Origin of the sequence: Saccharopolyspora gloriosae, assembly GCF_022828475.1 — a bacterium.
GTDB classification, from domain to species: Bacteria; Actinomycetota; Actinomycetes; order Mycobacteriales; family Pseudonocardiaceae; genus Saccharopolyspora_C; species Saccharopolyspora_C gloriosae_A.
The window spans coordinates 2,155,286-2,170,683 of sequence record NZ_CP059557.1 but is presented as its reverse complement, the minus strand read 5'-3'; the positions used below and the strand labels follow the sequence as shown (position 1 = coordinate 2,170,683).

At 69.0% G+C, this 15,398-nt stretch carries 13 protein-coding genes and 1 pseudogene; 11 read left to right on the top strand and 3 right to left on the bottom strand.

Annotated features, from left to right (window positions below):
• Positions 1 to 61: 61 nt before the first annotated feature.
• From H2Q94_RS09180 to H2Q94_RS09150, 7 genes are all read left to right on the top strand, one after another.
• Positions 62 to 733, top strand: coding sequence for an HAD family hydrolase (locus H2Q94_RS09180; RefSeq protein ID WP_243793929.1), 672 nt, complete (start codon positions 62 to 64; stop codon positions 731 to 733).
• A complete protein-coding gene (locus H2Q94_RS09175; RefSeq protein ID WP_243793928.1) occupies positions 730 to 1,758 on the top strand; it encodes a phosphotransferase family protein in 1,029 nt (342 codons plus the stop codon). The genes H2Q94_RS09180 and H2Q94_RS09175 overlap by 4 nt, the downstream gene beginning before the upstream one ends.
• Before the next feature lies 1 nt (position 1,759).
• The gene (locus H2Q94_RS09170) at positions 1,760 to 2,968 is read left to right on the top strand and encodes an acyl-CoA dehydrogenase family protein (protein ID WP_243793927.1); all 1,209 of its coding nucleotides are present in this window, start codon (positions 1,760 to 1,762) and stop codon (positions 2,966 to 2,968) included.
• Positions 2,969 to 3,245: 277 nt separating this feature from the next.
• On the top strand, positions 3,246 to 3,998 hold the full coding sequence (gene fabG / locus H2Q94_RS09165) for a 3-oxoacyl-ACP reductase FabG (protein WP_243793926.1): 753 nt from the start codon (positions 3,246 to 3,248) through the stop codon (positions 3,996 to 3,998).
• A 287-nt stretch (positions 3,999 to 4,285) separates the two neighbouring features.
• Positions 4,286 to 5,464 carry an acyl-CoA dehydrogenase family protein gene (locus H2Q94_RS09160; RefSeq protein ID WP_243793925.1) on the top strand — a complete coding sequence of 393 codons (1,179 nt, stop codon included), beginning with the start codon at positions 4,286 to 4,288 and terminating at the stop codon, positions 5,462 to 5,464.
• Positions 5,461 to 6,561, top strand: coding sequence for an acyl-CoA dehydrogenase family protein (locus H2Q94_RS09155; protein WP_243793924.1), 1,101 nt, complete (start codon positions 5,461 to 5,463; stop codon positions 6,559 to 6,561). The genes H2Q94_RS09160 and H2Q94_RS09155 overlap by 4 nt, the downstream gene beginning before the upstream one ends.
• Positions 6,562 to 6,595: 34 nt before the next feature.
• Positions 6,596 to 7,048, top strand: coding sequence for a MaoC family dehydratase (locus tag H2Q94_RS09150; protein WP_243793923.1), 453 nt, complete (start codon positions 6,596 to 6,598; stop codon positions 7,046 to 7,048).
• Between the two features lie 44 nt (positions 7,049 to 7,092).
• Here H2Q94_RS09150 and H2Q94_RS09145 read toward each other — a convergent pair whose 3' ends face one another.
• Entirely contained in the window at positions 7,093 to 8,001 is a 909-nt protein-coding gene (locus H2Q94_RS09145) for a hydroxymethylglutaryl-CoA lyase (RefSeq protein WP_243793922.1), read from the bottom strand.
• Positions 8,002 to 8,300: 299 nt separating this feature from the next.
• On the opposite strand from H2Q94_RS09145, the gene H2Q94_RS09140 reads away from it, so the two are divergent.
• From H2Q94_RS09140 to H2Q94_RS09120, 4 genes and pseudogenes are all read left to right on the top strand, one after another.
• Positions 8,301 to 8,996, top strand: coding sequence for a GntR family transcriptional regulator (locus H2Q94_RS09140; protein ID WP_243793921.1), 696 nt, complete (start codon positions 8,301 to 8,303; stop codon positions 8,994 to 8,996).
• Positions 8,993 to 10,188, top strand: a pseudogene (locus H2Q94_RS09130) (CaiB/BaiF CoA transferase family protein). Before H2Q94_RS09140 ends, H2Q94_RS09130 begins: the two are co-directional and overlap by 4 nt.
• 37 nt (positions 10,189 to 10,225) lie before the next feature.
• Positions 10,226 to 10,513, top strand: a complete 288-nt coding sequence (locus tag H2Q94_RS09125; RefSeq protein WP_243793919.1) for a hypothetical protein — start codon at positions 10,226 to 10,228, stop codon at positions 10,511 to 10,513.
• Positions 10,510 to 12,033, top strand: a complete 1,524-nt coding sequence (locus H2Q94_RS09120) for a sodium:solute symporter family protein (RefSeq protein WP_243793918.1) — start codon at positions 10,510 to 10,512, stop codon at positions 12,031 to 12,033. The genes H2Q94_RS09125 and H2Q94_RS09120 overlap by 4 nt, the downstream gene beginning before the upstream one ends.
• 136 nt (positions 12,034 to 12,169) lie before the next feature.
• Here the strand turns inward: H2Q94_RS09120 and H2Q94_RS09115 are convergent, their stop codons facing one another.
• Both H2Q94_RS09115 and H2Q94_RS09110 read right to left on the bottom strand, forming a co-directional pair.
• Positions 12,170 to 13,768, bottom strand: a complete 1,599-nt coding sequence (locus tag H2Q94_RS09115; RefSeq protein WP_243793917.1) for an AbgT family transporter — start codon at positions 13,766 to 13,768, stop codon at positions 12,170 to 12,172.
• Between the two features lie 197 nt (positions 13,769 to 13,965).
• The gene (locus H2Q94_RS09110) at positions 13,966 to 15,129 is read right to left on the bottom strand and encodes an IS30 family transposase (protein WP_243795622.1); all 1,164 of its coding nucleotides are present in this window, start codon (positions 15,127 to 15,129) and stop codon (positions 13,966 to 13,968) included.
• Between the last annotated feature and the right edge of the window lie 269 nt (positions 15,130 to 15,398).

Sequence of the window (15,398 nt, the reverse complement as noted above, 5' to 3'; positions counted from 1 at the left end):
ACCCCGAACCCCAGCTCCAGGGGTCTAGCGGACATACCGGCTAGTCGGTACGGTCCGGGGCATGGTGTCCAGCGGCCCTTCGATCAAAGCGGTGATCTTCGACTACGGCGGGGTGCTGACCACGCAGGGCCGGGTCGCGATCAACGCGTGGACCCGCGCCGAACGGATCAAGCCGGAGATGTTCTCGGCGGCGCTCAAGGAATGGCTGTCCCGCAGCGCCCCGGCGGGCACGCCGATCCACCGGCTGGAGACCGGCGAGATCTCCGGCGCCGAGTTCGACCGGTTGCTCGCGGCGCGGCTGCGCACCGAGGACGACGAGCCCGTCGACCCGGACGGCCTGATGGCGCGGATGTTCTCCTACATGCGGCCCGACGAGGCGATGCACCGGCTGGTCGCGGACCTGCGCGACGCGGGCCTGCGCACGGCGCTGCTGTCGAACAGCTGGGGCAACAACTACCCGTGGGACACCTTGGACGGAATGTTCGAGCTGGCCGTCATCTCCAGCGAGGTGGGCCTGCGCAAACCGGACCCGCGGATCTACGAGCTCACCCTCGAACGGCTCGGCCTGCGCCCGCCGGAGGCCGTGTTCGTCGACGACGGCGCCCCGAACATCGAGGCCGCCGAACGCCTCGGCCTGCACTGCGTGCTGCACACCGACGCCGCCAAGACCCGTGCCGAGCTGAGCGGACTGCTGCCACGGTTAGGACCCGACATCGCGGAGGAAACCGAATGAGCGACGACCTGCCCGGACTCGACCTCACCCGGCTGCGCGAGCACCTCGACCGCGAACTGCCCGGTCTCGTGACCGGGCCGCTGACGGCGCAGCTCGTGCAGGGCGGCCGCTCGAACCTCACTTACATCGTCGGCGACGGTGCGCAGAACTGGGTGGTGCGCCGCCCGCCGCTGGGGCACGTGCTGGCCACCGCGCACGACATGAGCCGGGAGCACCGGGTGATGTCGGCGCTGGCGGGCACGTCGGTGCCGGTGCCGCGCACGCACCTGCTGTGCCAGGACGATGACGTGCTCGGCGCCCCGTTCTACGTGATGGAGTACGTGCCGGGCACGGTGTACCGCTCTCCCGAACTCACCACGAACTTGAGCGTCGAGCAGCGCCGGGACTTGTCGCTGCGACTGATCGACGTGCTCGCCGACCTGCACACGCTCGACCCGGAGCAGGTCGGGCTGGGCGACTTCGGTCGCCCGGACGGGTTCCTGGAACGGCAGGTCCGCCGGTGGAGCAAGCAGCTCGCCGCGTCCCGCAGCCGCGAGCTCGACGACATCGAACGGCTCGCCGAACTGCTCGGTGCCCGGGTGCCCGCCACCCGGCACACCGGGATCGTGCACGGCGACTACCGGCTGGACAACGTGCTCGTCGGGGACTCGCTGGAGATCAGCGCGGTGCTGGACTGGGAGATGGCCACGCTCGGAGATCCGCTCACCGATGTGGGGCTGCTGGCCGTGTACTGGGAAGGGCTCGACGGCATCAAGAACAACCCCATCGCCAAGGGAATCGGGCCGGAGTACGAGTTCCCGCCGGTCCGCGAGCTGTGGCAGCGCTACGCCGAGCGCAGCGGCATCGATCTGTCCGATGTGGAGTGGTATCGGGCGTTCGGATTCTTCAAGCTCGCGGTGATCAGCGAGGGCATCCACTACCGCTACGCCCACGGCCAAACCGTCGGCGACGGCTTCGAGCACGTCGGGGCGCTGGTCCCGCACCTGGTCTCCCAGGGCCTGTCCGCACTCGACGAGGAGGCATGACATGGACTTCGGCTACGACGCCCGCACCGAGGAATTCCGCGGCAAGCTCACGGAATTCATGGACGAGCACATCTATCCGGCGGAACCGGTGCTGCACGAGCAGCTCGCCGCGTCAGCCGACCCGTGGGCGCACGCGCCGATCATCGAGGACCTGAAGGCGAAGGCCAAGGACGCCGGACTGTGGAACCTGTTCCTGCCGGGTGAGCACGGCGCGGGCCTGACGAATCTCCAGTACGCGCCGCTGGCCGAGATCATGGGACGCAGCCCGCACCTGGCTCCGGAAGTGTTCAACTGTTCGGCGCCGGACACCGGCAACATGGAGGTGCTGTCCGAGTTCGGCACCGAGGCGCAGCGCGACCGGTGGTTGAAACCCCTGCTGTCCGGGGAGATCCGCTCCGCGTTCTGCATGACCGAACCGGAGGTCGCGTCCTCCGACGCCACCAACATCGGCACCCGGATCGAGCGCGACGGCGACTCGTACGTCATCAACGGCCGCAAGTGGTGGTCGTCCGGGGCGATGAGCCCGCGCTGCAAGATCCTCGTCGTGATGGGCAAGTCCGACCCGGACGCGCAGCGGCACCGGCAGCAGAGCCAGATCCTGGTGCCCGTCGACACTCCCGGCGTGCAGATCAAGCGCGGCATGCACGTGTTCGGCTACCACGACGGTGATCACGGCGGGCACGCCGAGATCGTGTTCGACGACGTGCGGGTACCGGCCGAGAACATCATCTCCGGTGAGGGCGAAGGCTTCGCGATCGCGCAGGCCAGGCTCGGGCCGGGACGCATCCACCACTGCATGCGCGCCATCGGCATGGCAGAGCGCGCACTGGAGCTCATGTGCCGGCGTGCGCTGGCGCGTTCCGCGTTCGGCGGGCCGATCGCCGATCAGGGCGTGGTGCAGCAGTGGATCGCCGACGCGCGCATCAGCATCGAGACGAACCGGCTGCTCACGCTGAAGACGGCGTGGCTGATGGACACCGTCGGCAACAGGGGCGCGCACACCGAGATCCAGTCCATCAAGGTGGCGGTGCCGGAGATGGTGACCCGGATCGTGGACCGAGCGATCCAGGCGCACGGCGCCGCCGGGGTCAGCCAGGACACTCCGCTGGCTTCGCTGTACGCGCACGCCCGCACCCTGCACATCGTGGACGGACCGGACGAGGTGCATCGCCGCTCCCTGGCCCGCCGCGAACTCAAGCAGTACCGCTGAGGGTTCTCGGAGCGGTTCGCGCAGTGGGTCGGTCAGCGGAACCTCAGGTGTCTTCTCGCTGCGGGATCTTTTTCCCAAGTGGCTCCGCCACGAGGGAAGAAGCCGTCCTCGCGAGAGACCAACTGAGAACCCGCCGGTGGTCGATCTGCGTGCGTGGTCATTGTTCAGCGGCTTCACCGCTGACAAGACGACGGGCATTTTGCAAGACTCGTCAGCTGTGGGCGCGTTCCTAGGACTGCCCGCAGATCTGGAATCTCGACAACGAAGTGAGGGACCCATGCCGCAGAAGACCGCGATCGTCACCGGTGCCGCCCGTGGAATCGGCGCGGCCACCGCGAAACGGCTCGCCCAGGACGGGTTCGCCGTGGCGGTGATCGACCTCGACGAGAAGCAGTGCGCCGAGACGGTGTCGGCGATCGAGTCCGCGGGCGGCAAGGCGCTGGCCGTGGGGGCCGACGTCAGCGACTCCGACCAGGTCACCGCCGCCGTGGAGCGGGTCGCCGCCGAACTCGGCAACCCGGTGGCGCTGGTGAACAACGCGGGCGTGCTGCGCGACAACATGCTGTTCAAGATGTCCGACTCCGACTGGGACACCGTGATGTCGGTGCACTTGCGCGGGGCGTTCCTGATGAGCCGCGCCACCCAGAAGTACATGGTGGAGGCCAAGTGGGGCCGCATCGTGAACCTCTCCAGCACCTCGGCGCTGGGCAACCGCGGCCAGGCGAACTACTCCACCGCGAAGGCCGGTTTGCAGGGCCTCACCAAGACCCTCGCCATCGAGCTCGGCAAGTTCGGCGTCACCGCGAACGCCATCGCGCCCGGCTTCATCGCCACCGACATGACGAAGGCGACCGCCGAGCGCGTCGGCGCCTCCTTCGAGGACTTCTCGAAGGCCGCCGTGTCGACCATCCCGGTGGCCCGCGCCGGTGAACCGGACGACATCGCCAACGCCGCCTCGTTCTTCCTCGACGAGCGCTCCGGCTTCGTCTCGGGCCAGGTCCTCTACGTAGCGGGCGGCCCGCGCGACTGACCTCCGATCGGCAGCGAATTCCGCGGAGCTCTAAGGAGTCCTTTCAGAATGGCCTTCGTAGCCGGTTACTCAGCGGAACCTCCGCGGCTTCCTCGCTTGCCCCCTTGCTGAGGTGGCTGCCGATTTCTGATGTATGCCGTACACGGCGAAATCGCCGTCGTCGCGAGGAAGCCGCGGAGAACCCGCCGGTGGCCGGCTTGCTCAAGCTGGTCACTGCTCAGCGGCTCCGCCGCTGACAAGACGACGATCAAAAGATCACTCTGAAAGGCCCCCTAAGGAGTGTTGAGATGACCGACGCAGCCGAACTGCGTGCCGCAGTACGGGATTTCCTCGCCGAGCACGATCCCGGTGGTGATCGGCTGGAGTTCCTGCGCGCCCGGTTCGACGCCGGGCTCGCCTGGGTGAACTATCCGGCGGGACTCGGCGGCCGGGACGCGCCGCGCGAGTTGCAGACCGTCGTCGATGCGGAATTCGCCGCCGCCGGAGCACCGGACAACGCCCCGTCGCGCAACGGGATCGGGCTCGGCATGGCCGCGCCGACGATCCTGCGCTTCGGCACCGACGAGCAGCGCGCCCGCTACCTCCGCCCGCTGTGGACGGGCGAGGAGATCTGGTGCCAGCTGTTCAGCGAACCGGGTGCGGGCTCGGATCTGGCCGCGCTGGCGACCCGTGCGGTGCGCGACGGCGACGACTGGGTCGTCGAAGGCCAGAAGGTGTGGACTTCGTTCGCGCACAAGGCGAAGTGGGCGATCCTGGTGGCCCGCAGCGACCCGGACGCGCCGAAGCACAAGGGCCTGTCGTACTTCGTGTGCGACATGACCGATCCGAACGTGGAAGTGCGGCCGCTGCGCCAGATCACCGGCGAGGCCGAGTTCAACGAGGTGTTCCTCAACGGGGTGCGCATCCCCGATTCGCAGCGGCTCGGCGAGATCGGCCAGGGCTGGCAGGTGGCGATGGGCACCTTGATGAACGAGCGCGTCGCCATCGGCGGCGGCAACACCGGACGTGAGTCCGGCATGATCGGCGTGGTCGCGCGGGAATGGCGCGATGACCCCGAGGTGCGGACTCCCGGCGCGCACGACCGGTTGCTGCGGTTGTGGGTGGAGGCGGAGGCGACCCGCCTCACCGGGCAGCGGTTGCGCCAGCAGCTCGCCGTCGGCACCCCGGGACCGGAGGGTTCCGCGGTGAAGCTCGCGTTCTCCCGGCTCAACCAGGAGATCTCCGGCTTCGAGCTGGAACTGCTCGGCGAGCAGGGACTGTCCTACGAGGACTGGACGCAGCGCCGCCCGGAGACCGTCGACTTCACCGGCCGCGACCCCGGCTACCGGTATCTGCGGGCGAAGGGCAACTCCATCGAGGGCGGCACCTCCGAGGTGCTGCGCAACGTCATCGCCGAGCGGGTGCTGGGACTGCCGCCGGAAATCCGCACGGATAAGGACGTGCCGTGGAAGGAGCTGCCGCGATGAGCACCGACCTGCTCTACACCGAGGTCGAGGAGGACCTGCGCTCCGCGGTGCGCCGAGTGCTGCGGGACCGCTGCGAGGTGAGCTCGGTGCTCGCCCGCTGCGAGTCCGACGAGCCCTACGACCTGGCGCTGTGGCGAACGCTGGCCGGTGAGCTGGGCGTGGCCGCGCTCGCCGTGCCGGAGGAGCTCGGCGGCGGCGGGGCCGGAGTTCGCGAACTTGCCGTGGTCGCCGAGGAGCTGGGCCGGGCGGTGGCGCCCGTTCCGTTCCTGGGCACCGTGCTCGCCACCGCCGCGCTCACCGCCGCCGGTTCGGCCGACCCGATCGCCGAGATCGGCGCCGGAACCCTGGTGACGACCCTGGCGGTCGGGCTCACCACCGCACCGTCCGCGCCGATCAGCCCCGCTGTGCGGGTCGAGGGCGGCACGCTGACCGGAACCGTGACCGCGGTGGTCGACCTGGAGGTCGCCGATCGGGTGCTGGTGCCCGCGACCGGCCCGGACGGCACTGGTCTGTACATAGTGGACACAGCTGACTCCGGGGTCGGCCGGACTCCGGTGACTCCGCTGGATCTGACGCGCCGGTTCGGCACCTTGGACCTGACCGGGGCGCAGGCCCGGCTGGTCGCGGCGGACGCGACTCCGGTGCTGCGGCGGGCCTTGCTCACCGCGGCCGGGGTGCTGGCCGCCGAGCAGGTCGGCCTCGCCCAGCACAGCCTGGACTCCACAGTGGAATACGTGCAGACGCGCTACCAGTTCGGCCGCCGGATCGGCTCGTTCCAAGCGGTCAAGCACCGGCTGGCGGACCTGTGGTCCGGCGTGAGCACCGCCCGCGCCACCTCCAGGAACGCGGCCGACGCCTTGACCGGCGGCGATGCCGGCGAGGCGGAACTGGCGGTGGCCCTCGGCCAGGCCTACTGCTCGGACCTGGCGGTCCTGGCCGCGGAGGAGTCCCTGCAGCTCCACGGTGGCATCGGCATGACCTGGGAACACCCCATCCACCTGTACCTGGGCCGCGCCAAGAGCGCCCAACTCACCTTCGGCACCCCCGAACGCCACCGCGCCCGCATCGCCGAACTGGTCGACCTGCCCGGGGTCTGAGCGCGAACTTCTCGATTCACAGACAGGAGGAAGAATGCGTGTCTTCACCAACGCAGATGAAGTACGTGAAGCCGTGGGCTCCGAGCTGGGCACCAGCGACTGGCTGACCATCTCCCAGGAACAGGTGGACACGTTCGCCGACGCCACGCTGGATCACCAGTGGATCCACGTGGACACCGACCGCGCGGAGAAAGGCCCGTTCGGCGGGACCATCGCGCACGGCTTCCTCACGTTGAGCCTGCTGTCGGCGCTCAACGCGCAGACCTACCGGTTCGAGAACGTCAAGATGGGCATCAACTACGGGCTGAACAAGGTGCGCTTCCCGAACCCGGTGCGGGTGGGTTCGCGGGTCCGCTCGCACACGAGGCTCGCCGAGATCACCGAGATCGACGGCGGACTCCAGCTCACCGTGGAGTCCACAGTGGAGATCGAGGGCGCGGACAAGCCCGCTTGCGTCGCCCAAGGTCTCACCCGCGTGCTGTTCTGATCACCCGCCCCGGACGCTTCGCGCGGCGGTTCCGGGTCGAGTGATCAGCCGGGGAACGTGCCCGCCTTGCCGAGCAAGGCGGGCACTTCCTTGCCCAGCCGCGCACCGATCCACGTGCCCGTCTCGGCGAGCGCCCGCCCGTCCAGGCCGGTGTGCACGCCCATACCGGTGAGCAGGTACTCGAGGTCCTCGGTGGCGATGTTGCCGGTGGCGTTCGGCGCGAACGGACAGCCACCGATGCCGCCGACGCTCGCGTCCAGCGCGGCGACCCCTTCCTGGAACGCGGCGACGGCGTTGGCGTAGCCGGTGTTGCGGGTGTTGTGGAAATGGCACCGCAACGGGACGGCCGGGGCGACTTCGCGAGTCCGCGCCAGCAGGTCCACCACCTGGGTGGGGACGCCGGCGCCGATGGTGTCGGCCAGTGCGATCTCGGCGGGGCCGGACTCGGCGATGCGCCGCGCCAGTTCGGCGACGTGCGCGGCGGAAACCGTTCCCTCGAAAGGACATCCGAAGGAGGCGGCGATCGTCACCGTCGGCCGGACGCCCTCCCGGTGCGCCCTGGCCGCGAGTTCCGCCCACAGCGCGAGGCCCTGTTCGGTGCTCATGCCCTGATTGCGTTCGCTGAAGGTGTCGGTGGCGACGACGACCACGTTCACCTCGTCCACCCCGGCGTCCAGCGCCCGGTCGAAGCCGCGACCGTTGAGCACCAGCCCGATGTAGCTCACGCCGTCACTGCGCGGCACTGCCGCCATGACCTGCTCGGCATCGGCCATCTGCGGCACCCGGCGCGGATGCGCGAAGGACACGGCCTCGATGCGGCGCGCACCGGCGGCGATGGCCCGTTCGATGAGCTCGACCTTGGTCTCGGCGGACAGCAGCGCGCTCTCGTTCTGCAGGCCGTCGCGCGGCCCCACCTCGACGACCTCGATCCGGGACGGACTACCTGCCTGCATCACTGCTCCCCCGCTCGCCCTGGCCCGGATCCTCGCAATTTCACGAGGCATTGACCGACCGGGCCACCGAATTCCCTGGTCACGAGCTTGCGCTCGGACAATTTCTCGCGAGTCGCCCGCAGGTCGCAGATCTGTCCACAGCGAGTCCGCGAACGCGGGAGCCAATGGTCCCCGCCGATCCACTTTCGTACACAATCTTGCCGCTCACATCGTGCACCTCGCGGCTTTCACGCGTCCAGTCCCTTGTCGCGCCCGGGGTCGATCGCTACTTTGTACACAATTCGGCCAGGAGGTGGACGGTGTCACAGGCTGCGACGCGGGCGTACTCGGAGCTGCGCCAGGAAATCCTCACCGGCGTGCGGCCCGCGGGCACCCGGCTGCGGGAAGAGGAGCTCGCCGAGACCTTCGAACTCAGCCGCACCCCGGTCCGGGAGGCGCTGCGCCGGCTGGAAGCCGACGGTCTGGTGCGGCTCGCCCCGCACCGCGGCGCCGAAGTCGTGCGGTTCGAAGACGAGGACGTGGACGAGCTGTTCGACCTGCGCTGCCTGCTCGAATCGCACGCGGCCCGCCGCGCCGCCGAACGCGGCGACACCGACGTCGCCGCGCTGCGCGAGCTCTGCGAGCGGATGGAACACCTGCTGCACGACCTCGACGACCCCGGCTACGACGAGATCACCCGGCTGAACATGGAATTCCACCGCGCCGTGCACCGCGCGGGCGGCCGCCGCCTGCTGCCGGACCTGATGTCCCGCGTCATCGACGTGCCGCTGGTGCGCCGCACCTTCCACCAGTACACGGCGGCCGAACTGGACCGCAGCTTCGCCCAGCACCGCGAACTCGTCGACGCCATCGCGGCGGGCGACGGCGAGTGGGCGCACGCGGTGATGCAGTCGCACCTGCGCGCCGCCCGCACCTCACTCGGCCGGACCCCACCCGACGATCACGCCGAAACCCCCTCGACCGGGCGCGTTTCCGGCGAAAGGCAGGGCGCATGACCACCGCAAGCTCCGGACCGCTGGCCGATCTGCGCGTCGTCGAGACGGGATCACTGATCGCCGGGCCGTTCTGCGGCCAGCTGCTCGCGGACTTCGGCGCCGAAGTCATCAAGGTCGAAGATCCCGCCAACGGCGACCCGATGCGCGAGTGGGGCGTGCGCAGCGAAGGCCGATCACTGTCCTGGCCGGTCATCGCGCGCGGCAAGAAGTCCGTGACCTGCGACCTGCGTTCCGCCGAGGGCCAGCGCATCCTGCGCGAACTGGTGGCGCAGGCCGACGTGCTGGTGGAGAACTTCCGCCCCGGCACGCTGGAACGCTGGGGTCTGTCCCCGAAGCACTCCACGAGCTCAACCCCGGGCTGGTCCTGGTGCGCGTCACCGGCTACGGCCAGGACGGCCCGTACGCGGGACGCGCCGGGTTCGGCTCCATCGGCGAGGCGATGGGCGGTCTGCGCCACGTCACCGGTGAGCCGGACCGGCCGCCGAGCCGCGCCGGGATCTCCCTCGGCGACTCGCTCGCGGGCACCTTCTCCGCGCTGGGCGCGATGATGGCGTTGCACGCGCGGCAACGCACCGGGCGCGGCCAGGTCGTGGACACCGCGATCTACGAGGCGGTGCTGGCGTTCATGGAGTCGCTGCTGCCGGAGTGGCGGCTCGCCGGGCACCGCCGCGAACGCACCGGCGCGATCCTGCCCGGCATCGCCCCCAGCAACGCCTACCCCACCGCCGACGGTGCCGAAGTGATCATCGGCGCGAACCGGGACACCGTGTTCACCCGCCTCTGCACGGCGATGGACCGCCCGGAGCTGCTCGATGAGTTCGGCACCCACGGCGCTCGCGGTGAACGGCAGCAAGAACTCGACGAACTGATCTCCGCGTGGACTCGCACGCTGCCGACGGACGAGCTGCTGGACCGGCTGCACGAGGCGGGCGTGCCCGCGGGCCGGGTGTACACGGCCGCCGACATGACCGAGGACCCGCACTTCGCCGCGCGCAACGCGATCGTGCGGCTGATGCACCCCGAACTCGGCGACTTCCCGATGCAGAACGTGGTCCCCCGACTGTCCGACACTCCCGGCGAAGTCCGCGGACTCGGCCCGGAACTCGGCGAGCACAACGCCGAGGTGTACGGCGCCCTGCTCGGCGCCGACGCCGACCAGCTCGCGCAGTGGCGCGAAGCGAAGGTCATCTGACCTCGCCCCTCCGGCTCCTCCAGAACAGGAGACCACGATGGATCAACGACGATCCGATCCGCGCGCCGAACGCCCGTTGCGCGAACCGATCCGCCATCCCTGGCCGTGGGTCGCGCTGGCGATCAGCGTCCTCGCGGGCGTCCCGCTCTACCTGTCGCCCGGCCTGGTGCGGCCGCTCGTGTTCGGCGTGCCGGCGTGGCTGGCGGGCTCGGTGCTCGCGGCGCTGGCGTTCTCCGCGCTGACCAGCTGGATGTGCCTGCGCTGGTGGAACCTCGCGGAACCGGCTGAAGAAGCCGCCCGCAACGATGATCGGGGCACGGCGTGAACGATCTCAGCTTCGCCGGGCTCAGCGGCATCATCGTGCTCACCGCCTACGCGGTGATCATGCTGGTGATCGGCTTCTTCGCGGGCAAGGGCGCCGACGCGAGCAAGAGCGTGCGCGGCTACTACCTCGGTGGCGGCGGGCTCGGCTTCACCGCGCTGCTCTTCACGCTCTACGCCACGCAGTACAGCGGCAACTCCATCGTCGGCTACGCGCCGGAGGCCTACCGGTCCGGATTCCTGTGGTGGCAGTCGGTTCCGTTCATGATCGCCGTCATCGCCGGGTACCTGCTGTTCGCACCCCGGCTCTACGTCATCGCCAAGCGGGAAGGTTTCGTCACGCCGACCGACTGGGTGCGGCACCGCTTCGGCTCGACGAAGCTCGCGGTGCTGGTGGCGCTGCTGATGCTGTGGGGCCTGGCGAACTACCTGCTGGAGCAGCTGGTCGCGATGGGCCAGGGCATCGCGGGGCTGACCGGGGAGACCGTGCCGTACCAGGTCGGCGTGGTCGCGTTCGTGCTCGTCATGCTGATCTATTCGTGGACCGGCGGAATGCGCGCGGTCGCGTTCACCGACGTCATGCAGGGAATCGCACTGCTGATCGGGATCGTGGTGCTGCTCGGCGGCGCGCTGTACCTGGTGGACGGTGACGTCGCCGGAGTGACCCGGCACCTGGTGGAGACCGCGCCGGAGAAGGCCGGGGTGCCCACCCGCGAGGACTCGGTGAACTGGCTGTCGATGATCGTCATGATCGGGCTGGGCGCCGCCGTGTACCCACACGCCATCCAGCGGATCTACTCCGCTCGTACCGAGCGCACCTTGAAGCGCTCGTTGGCGATCATGGCGTGGATGCCGTTGGTGACCACCGGTGTCGTGTTCCTCGTCGGCATCATCGGCATCCAGTTGTTCCCCGGCCTGTCCGAAACGGGCTCCGAGCAGCTCGTCGGCATGATCGCCAACGAGGTCGCCGGGATCAACCTGTTCTTCTACATCACCATGATCCTGCTGTTCGGCGGGGTGATCGCGGCGATCGTGTCCACTGCGGACTCGGCGCTGCTGAGCTTCTCCGCGGTGATCTCGCGGGACGTCTACGGCCGGTTCGTGAACCCGCGGGCCTCCGAGTACAAGCAGGTGCTGGTCGGCAAGGTGGCCGGGATCATCGCGATCGCGGTGCTGCTGGCGCTGGCCTGGAACCCGCCGAGCACGCTGTACAACATCTTCGTGCTCAAGTTCGAGCTGATCGTGCAGCTCGCGCCGGTGTTCATCCTCGGCATGTACTGGCGGCGGATGGCGGCCGCACCCGCGTTCTGGGGCATGCTCGCCGGAGCAGCCCTCGCGGGACTGCTGACCGTGTTCGGCCTGGGGCCGTTCTACGGGGTGCCCGGCGGCCTGGTGGGCCTCGGCCTCAACGTGGCGATCTGCGTGGCCGGCTCGCTCCTGGTGCCTGCGCCGGCTGAGGAGTCCGTTCCGGATGGTTTTGATCTGCCCCTCGCCGACGGCGAAGCCGCTGAGCGACCAGCTTGAGCCGACCACCGGCGGGTTCTCCGCGGCTTCCTCGCGAGGACGGCGATTTCGCCGTGCATCGGACCGCGGTACACCGGAGGGCAGCGAGGAAGCCGCTGCACCCGGCCCACTACGCAGCCGCTGAGAATCCCGTGCTTCACAACCTGATGCCCATGCCGGGACCGAGCGGCAGGTCCGCGAAGTAGAACGCGGTGAGGATCAGCGCCCACAGCAACCAGAACGGCACGACGAACGGCGTCATCCGCGCGACCAGTGTGCCCAGTCCGGCGTTCGGCTCGTAGCGGCGCAGGTAACCCAAGATGATGATCATGTAGGGGTTCAGCGGAGTCATGATCTGCGTCGCCGAGTCGCCCACCCGGAACGCCGCTTGCGCGAATCCCGGCTCGAAACCGAGCAGCGCGAACATCGGTACGAACACCGAGGCCATCAGCGTCCACAGGCTCGACCCGGAGATGATGAACAGGTTCAGCACCGAAGCCAGCACCATGAACCCGAGGAACGCCGGATAGCCCGCCAGCCCCAGCGCCCGCAGCAGATCCGCGCCGCCGACGGCCAGCGCAGCTCCGAGATTCGTCCAGTTGAACAGGGCGATGAACTGGCCGAGCATGAACGCCAGCACCAGGAATCCCGTCAGGTTCCGCAGCGCGCCTGCCATCAGCTTCGGCACGTCCGCGGCGCGCGCGACGACGCCCACCGGCACGCCGAAGGCGATGCCGGGCACGATGAACGCCAGGAAGATCAGTGTGGTGACCGAATCCAGCAGCGGGGACTCCGGCAGGAAGCCACCGGCATCGTTGCGCAGCGGCGAACCGGGCCACAGCACCAGAGTCAGCACCGCCGCGATCAGGACGGCCGCCGCCACTCCCGCCCATCGCAGGCCGCGCCGTTCGGATTCGCCGAGCACGACGGTGATCCGCTCACCCGCCTCCGGACCGCCCTCCCGGTGCACCTCGACCGAACCGTCCACATCGGACTCATCGGTTTCTTCGCGGGGAACTCCGCCCCGAACCATGCGCGGCTCGATGATCCGATCGATCAGGAACCCCGCCAGCAAGGCCAGGACCACCGAGGACACCGCGTTGAAGTAGTAGTTCGACACCGGCGTCACCGTGGCGCCCGGATCCGGCAGGACCGAGGCGACCTCGTTGCTGATCCCGGCGAACAACGCGTCCAGGCTCGTCACCACCGGCGCCGTCGAATACCCGGCACCCGCCGCCGCGAACCCGCCGAGCAGGCCCGCGACCGGATGCCTGCCTGCGGCCTTGAACACCATCGCCGCCAACGGCGGCACGATGATCATCGCGGAGTCGGCCATCACGCTGGAGGTGATGCCGACGAACCCCACCGCGTAAGGCAGCACCCAGCGCGGCGCACCGCCGAACGAACCCCTGATCAGCGCCGTGAGCAGCCCGGTCCGCTCCGCCAGCCCCACCCCGAGCATGATCGTGACCACGGTCTTCATCGGCGGGAAGCCGATGAAGTTCTCCGGCATCTCGGTGAACAGGAACTCCAGCCCCGCACCCGACAACGCCGCCCGCACCGGGGTGTCCTGCTCCGCGCCGGGAATCCGCACCGACACACCGAACGCGGCGACCACCGTGGACACCACCACGACCACCAGGAACAGCAGTCCGAACAGCAGGAACGGATCGGGCAGCTTGTTGCCGGCCCGTTCGATCAGGTTCAGCACCCGATCCAGCCGGGTCTGCTTCGCGGGTGCGGCGGTATCGGCCATGCGAACTCCTGCGACGGCGAGGTGGGCGCGATCCCGGACGACTACCGGAGAACCGTCCCGAAAACCTAACCCCGCACCCCGCCGCAACAGGTTACGACCGCATCAAGACCCCTCGGCCACATCGTCCGGCGGGAAGAGCAGATGGGCCGTTCACTCCGCCGGGGCGGATTCTTGTGGTGGTCGCAACGCCTGATGGTTTATGTGGTGGTGAGTAGATCACGGAGGCGTTGGGCTGGGGTGTGCCAGCCGAGTGTTTTGCGTGGTCGGTTGTTGAGTTGTTGGGCGACGTGTTCGAGGTCTTCGGGGCTGTGGATGCGGAGGTCGGTGCCTTTGGGGAAGTATTGGCGCAGGAGTCCGTTGGTGTTCTCGTTCGTTCCGCGTTGCCAGGGTGAGTGGGGGTCGCAGAAGTAGACCGGGACTCCGGTGGTGATGGTGAACTGTTTGTGTGCGGCCATTTCGCAGCCTTGGTCCCAGGTCAGGGAGCCGCGGAGGTGTTCGGGCAGGGTTTTGATCAGGGGGATCAGGACGTCGCGGACGGCTTCGGCGGTGTGTCTGCCGGGCAGGTGTCCGAGCAGGACGTAGCGGGTGGAGCGTTCGACCAGGGTCACGATCGCGCTTTCGCTGCGGGTGCCGACGATCAGGTCGCCTTCCCAGTGGCCGGGCACGGCCCGGTCTTCGATCTGTGGTGGGCGTTCGGAGATCATCACCATGTCGTCGAATCGGGGCGTGCGCTGTTCGGGGCTGCGGTGTAGTGCGCGGCGGGTGCGTCCGGTGCGCAGCGCGTCGGCGAGTTCGCGCCGTAACCCGCCTCGTGCCTGGATGTAGATGGCTTGGTAGATCGTTTCGGGACTCACCCGCATGCCTTCGTCGTCGGGGAACTCGGTGACCAGAGCGTGACAGATTTGCTCTGGTGACCATCGTTGCTGCAGGCCGGCGGTGACGTAGTCGCGTAACGGGCCGTGTTGGGCGAGTTTGGAGGCCTTCGGGCGTGCGCGGCTGGCGGCCCATGCCCGCTGCGCCCGGTGCGGCTGATATTCGCCGGCGACGCTGCGGTTGTCGATCTCGCGTTTGACCGTGGAGGGCGACCGGCCCAAAACACGCCCGATCACCCGCAACGACTCGCCCTGCCGCCACAAGTCAGCGATCGTTTCCCGTTCCGTCACCGTCAAAAACCGGGGGTGCAGCTCAGCTTCGACCACCGCCAACGACAACACTGATCCACTAGTCACAGCGGTGTTGTAGTCGATCCTGTGCCCGTCCGGGTGCACCCGGGCATCACCGATCTTGCGGATCCCCCGATCCCAATCAGCGGCAGTGCGCACATGCACCCCGACCCGTGCCGCAGCATCCCGCCTCGACACCCCGGACCCACGCAACTCGTCGTAGACCGCCCGGCCGGGATGCCCACGCCTGCCCGGTTTCCCACGACCACGAACACCCGCCCTCTTCGCCCACCCGAACGCCGTCGCAGGAGCCACCCCGGCCACCCGAGCAGCACCCGCAATACAGCCCCCTTCACCCTCCAACACCTCGAAAAACCACGCCTTCAACCCCGCAACAACCACGACCCCCACAACCCCTCAAATCCAAGGCGTTGCAAGGACCGCTAGAACCCGCACGGCCCCTCCAG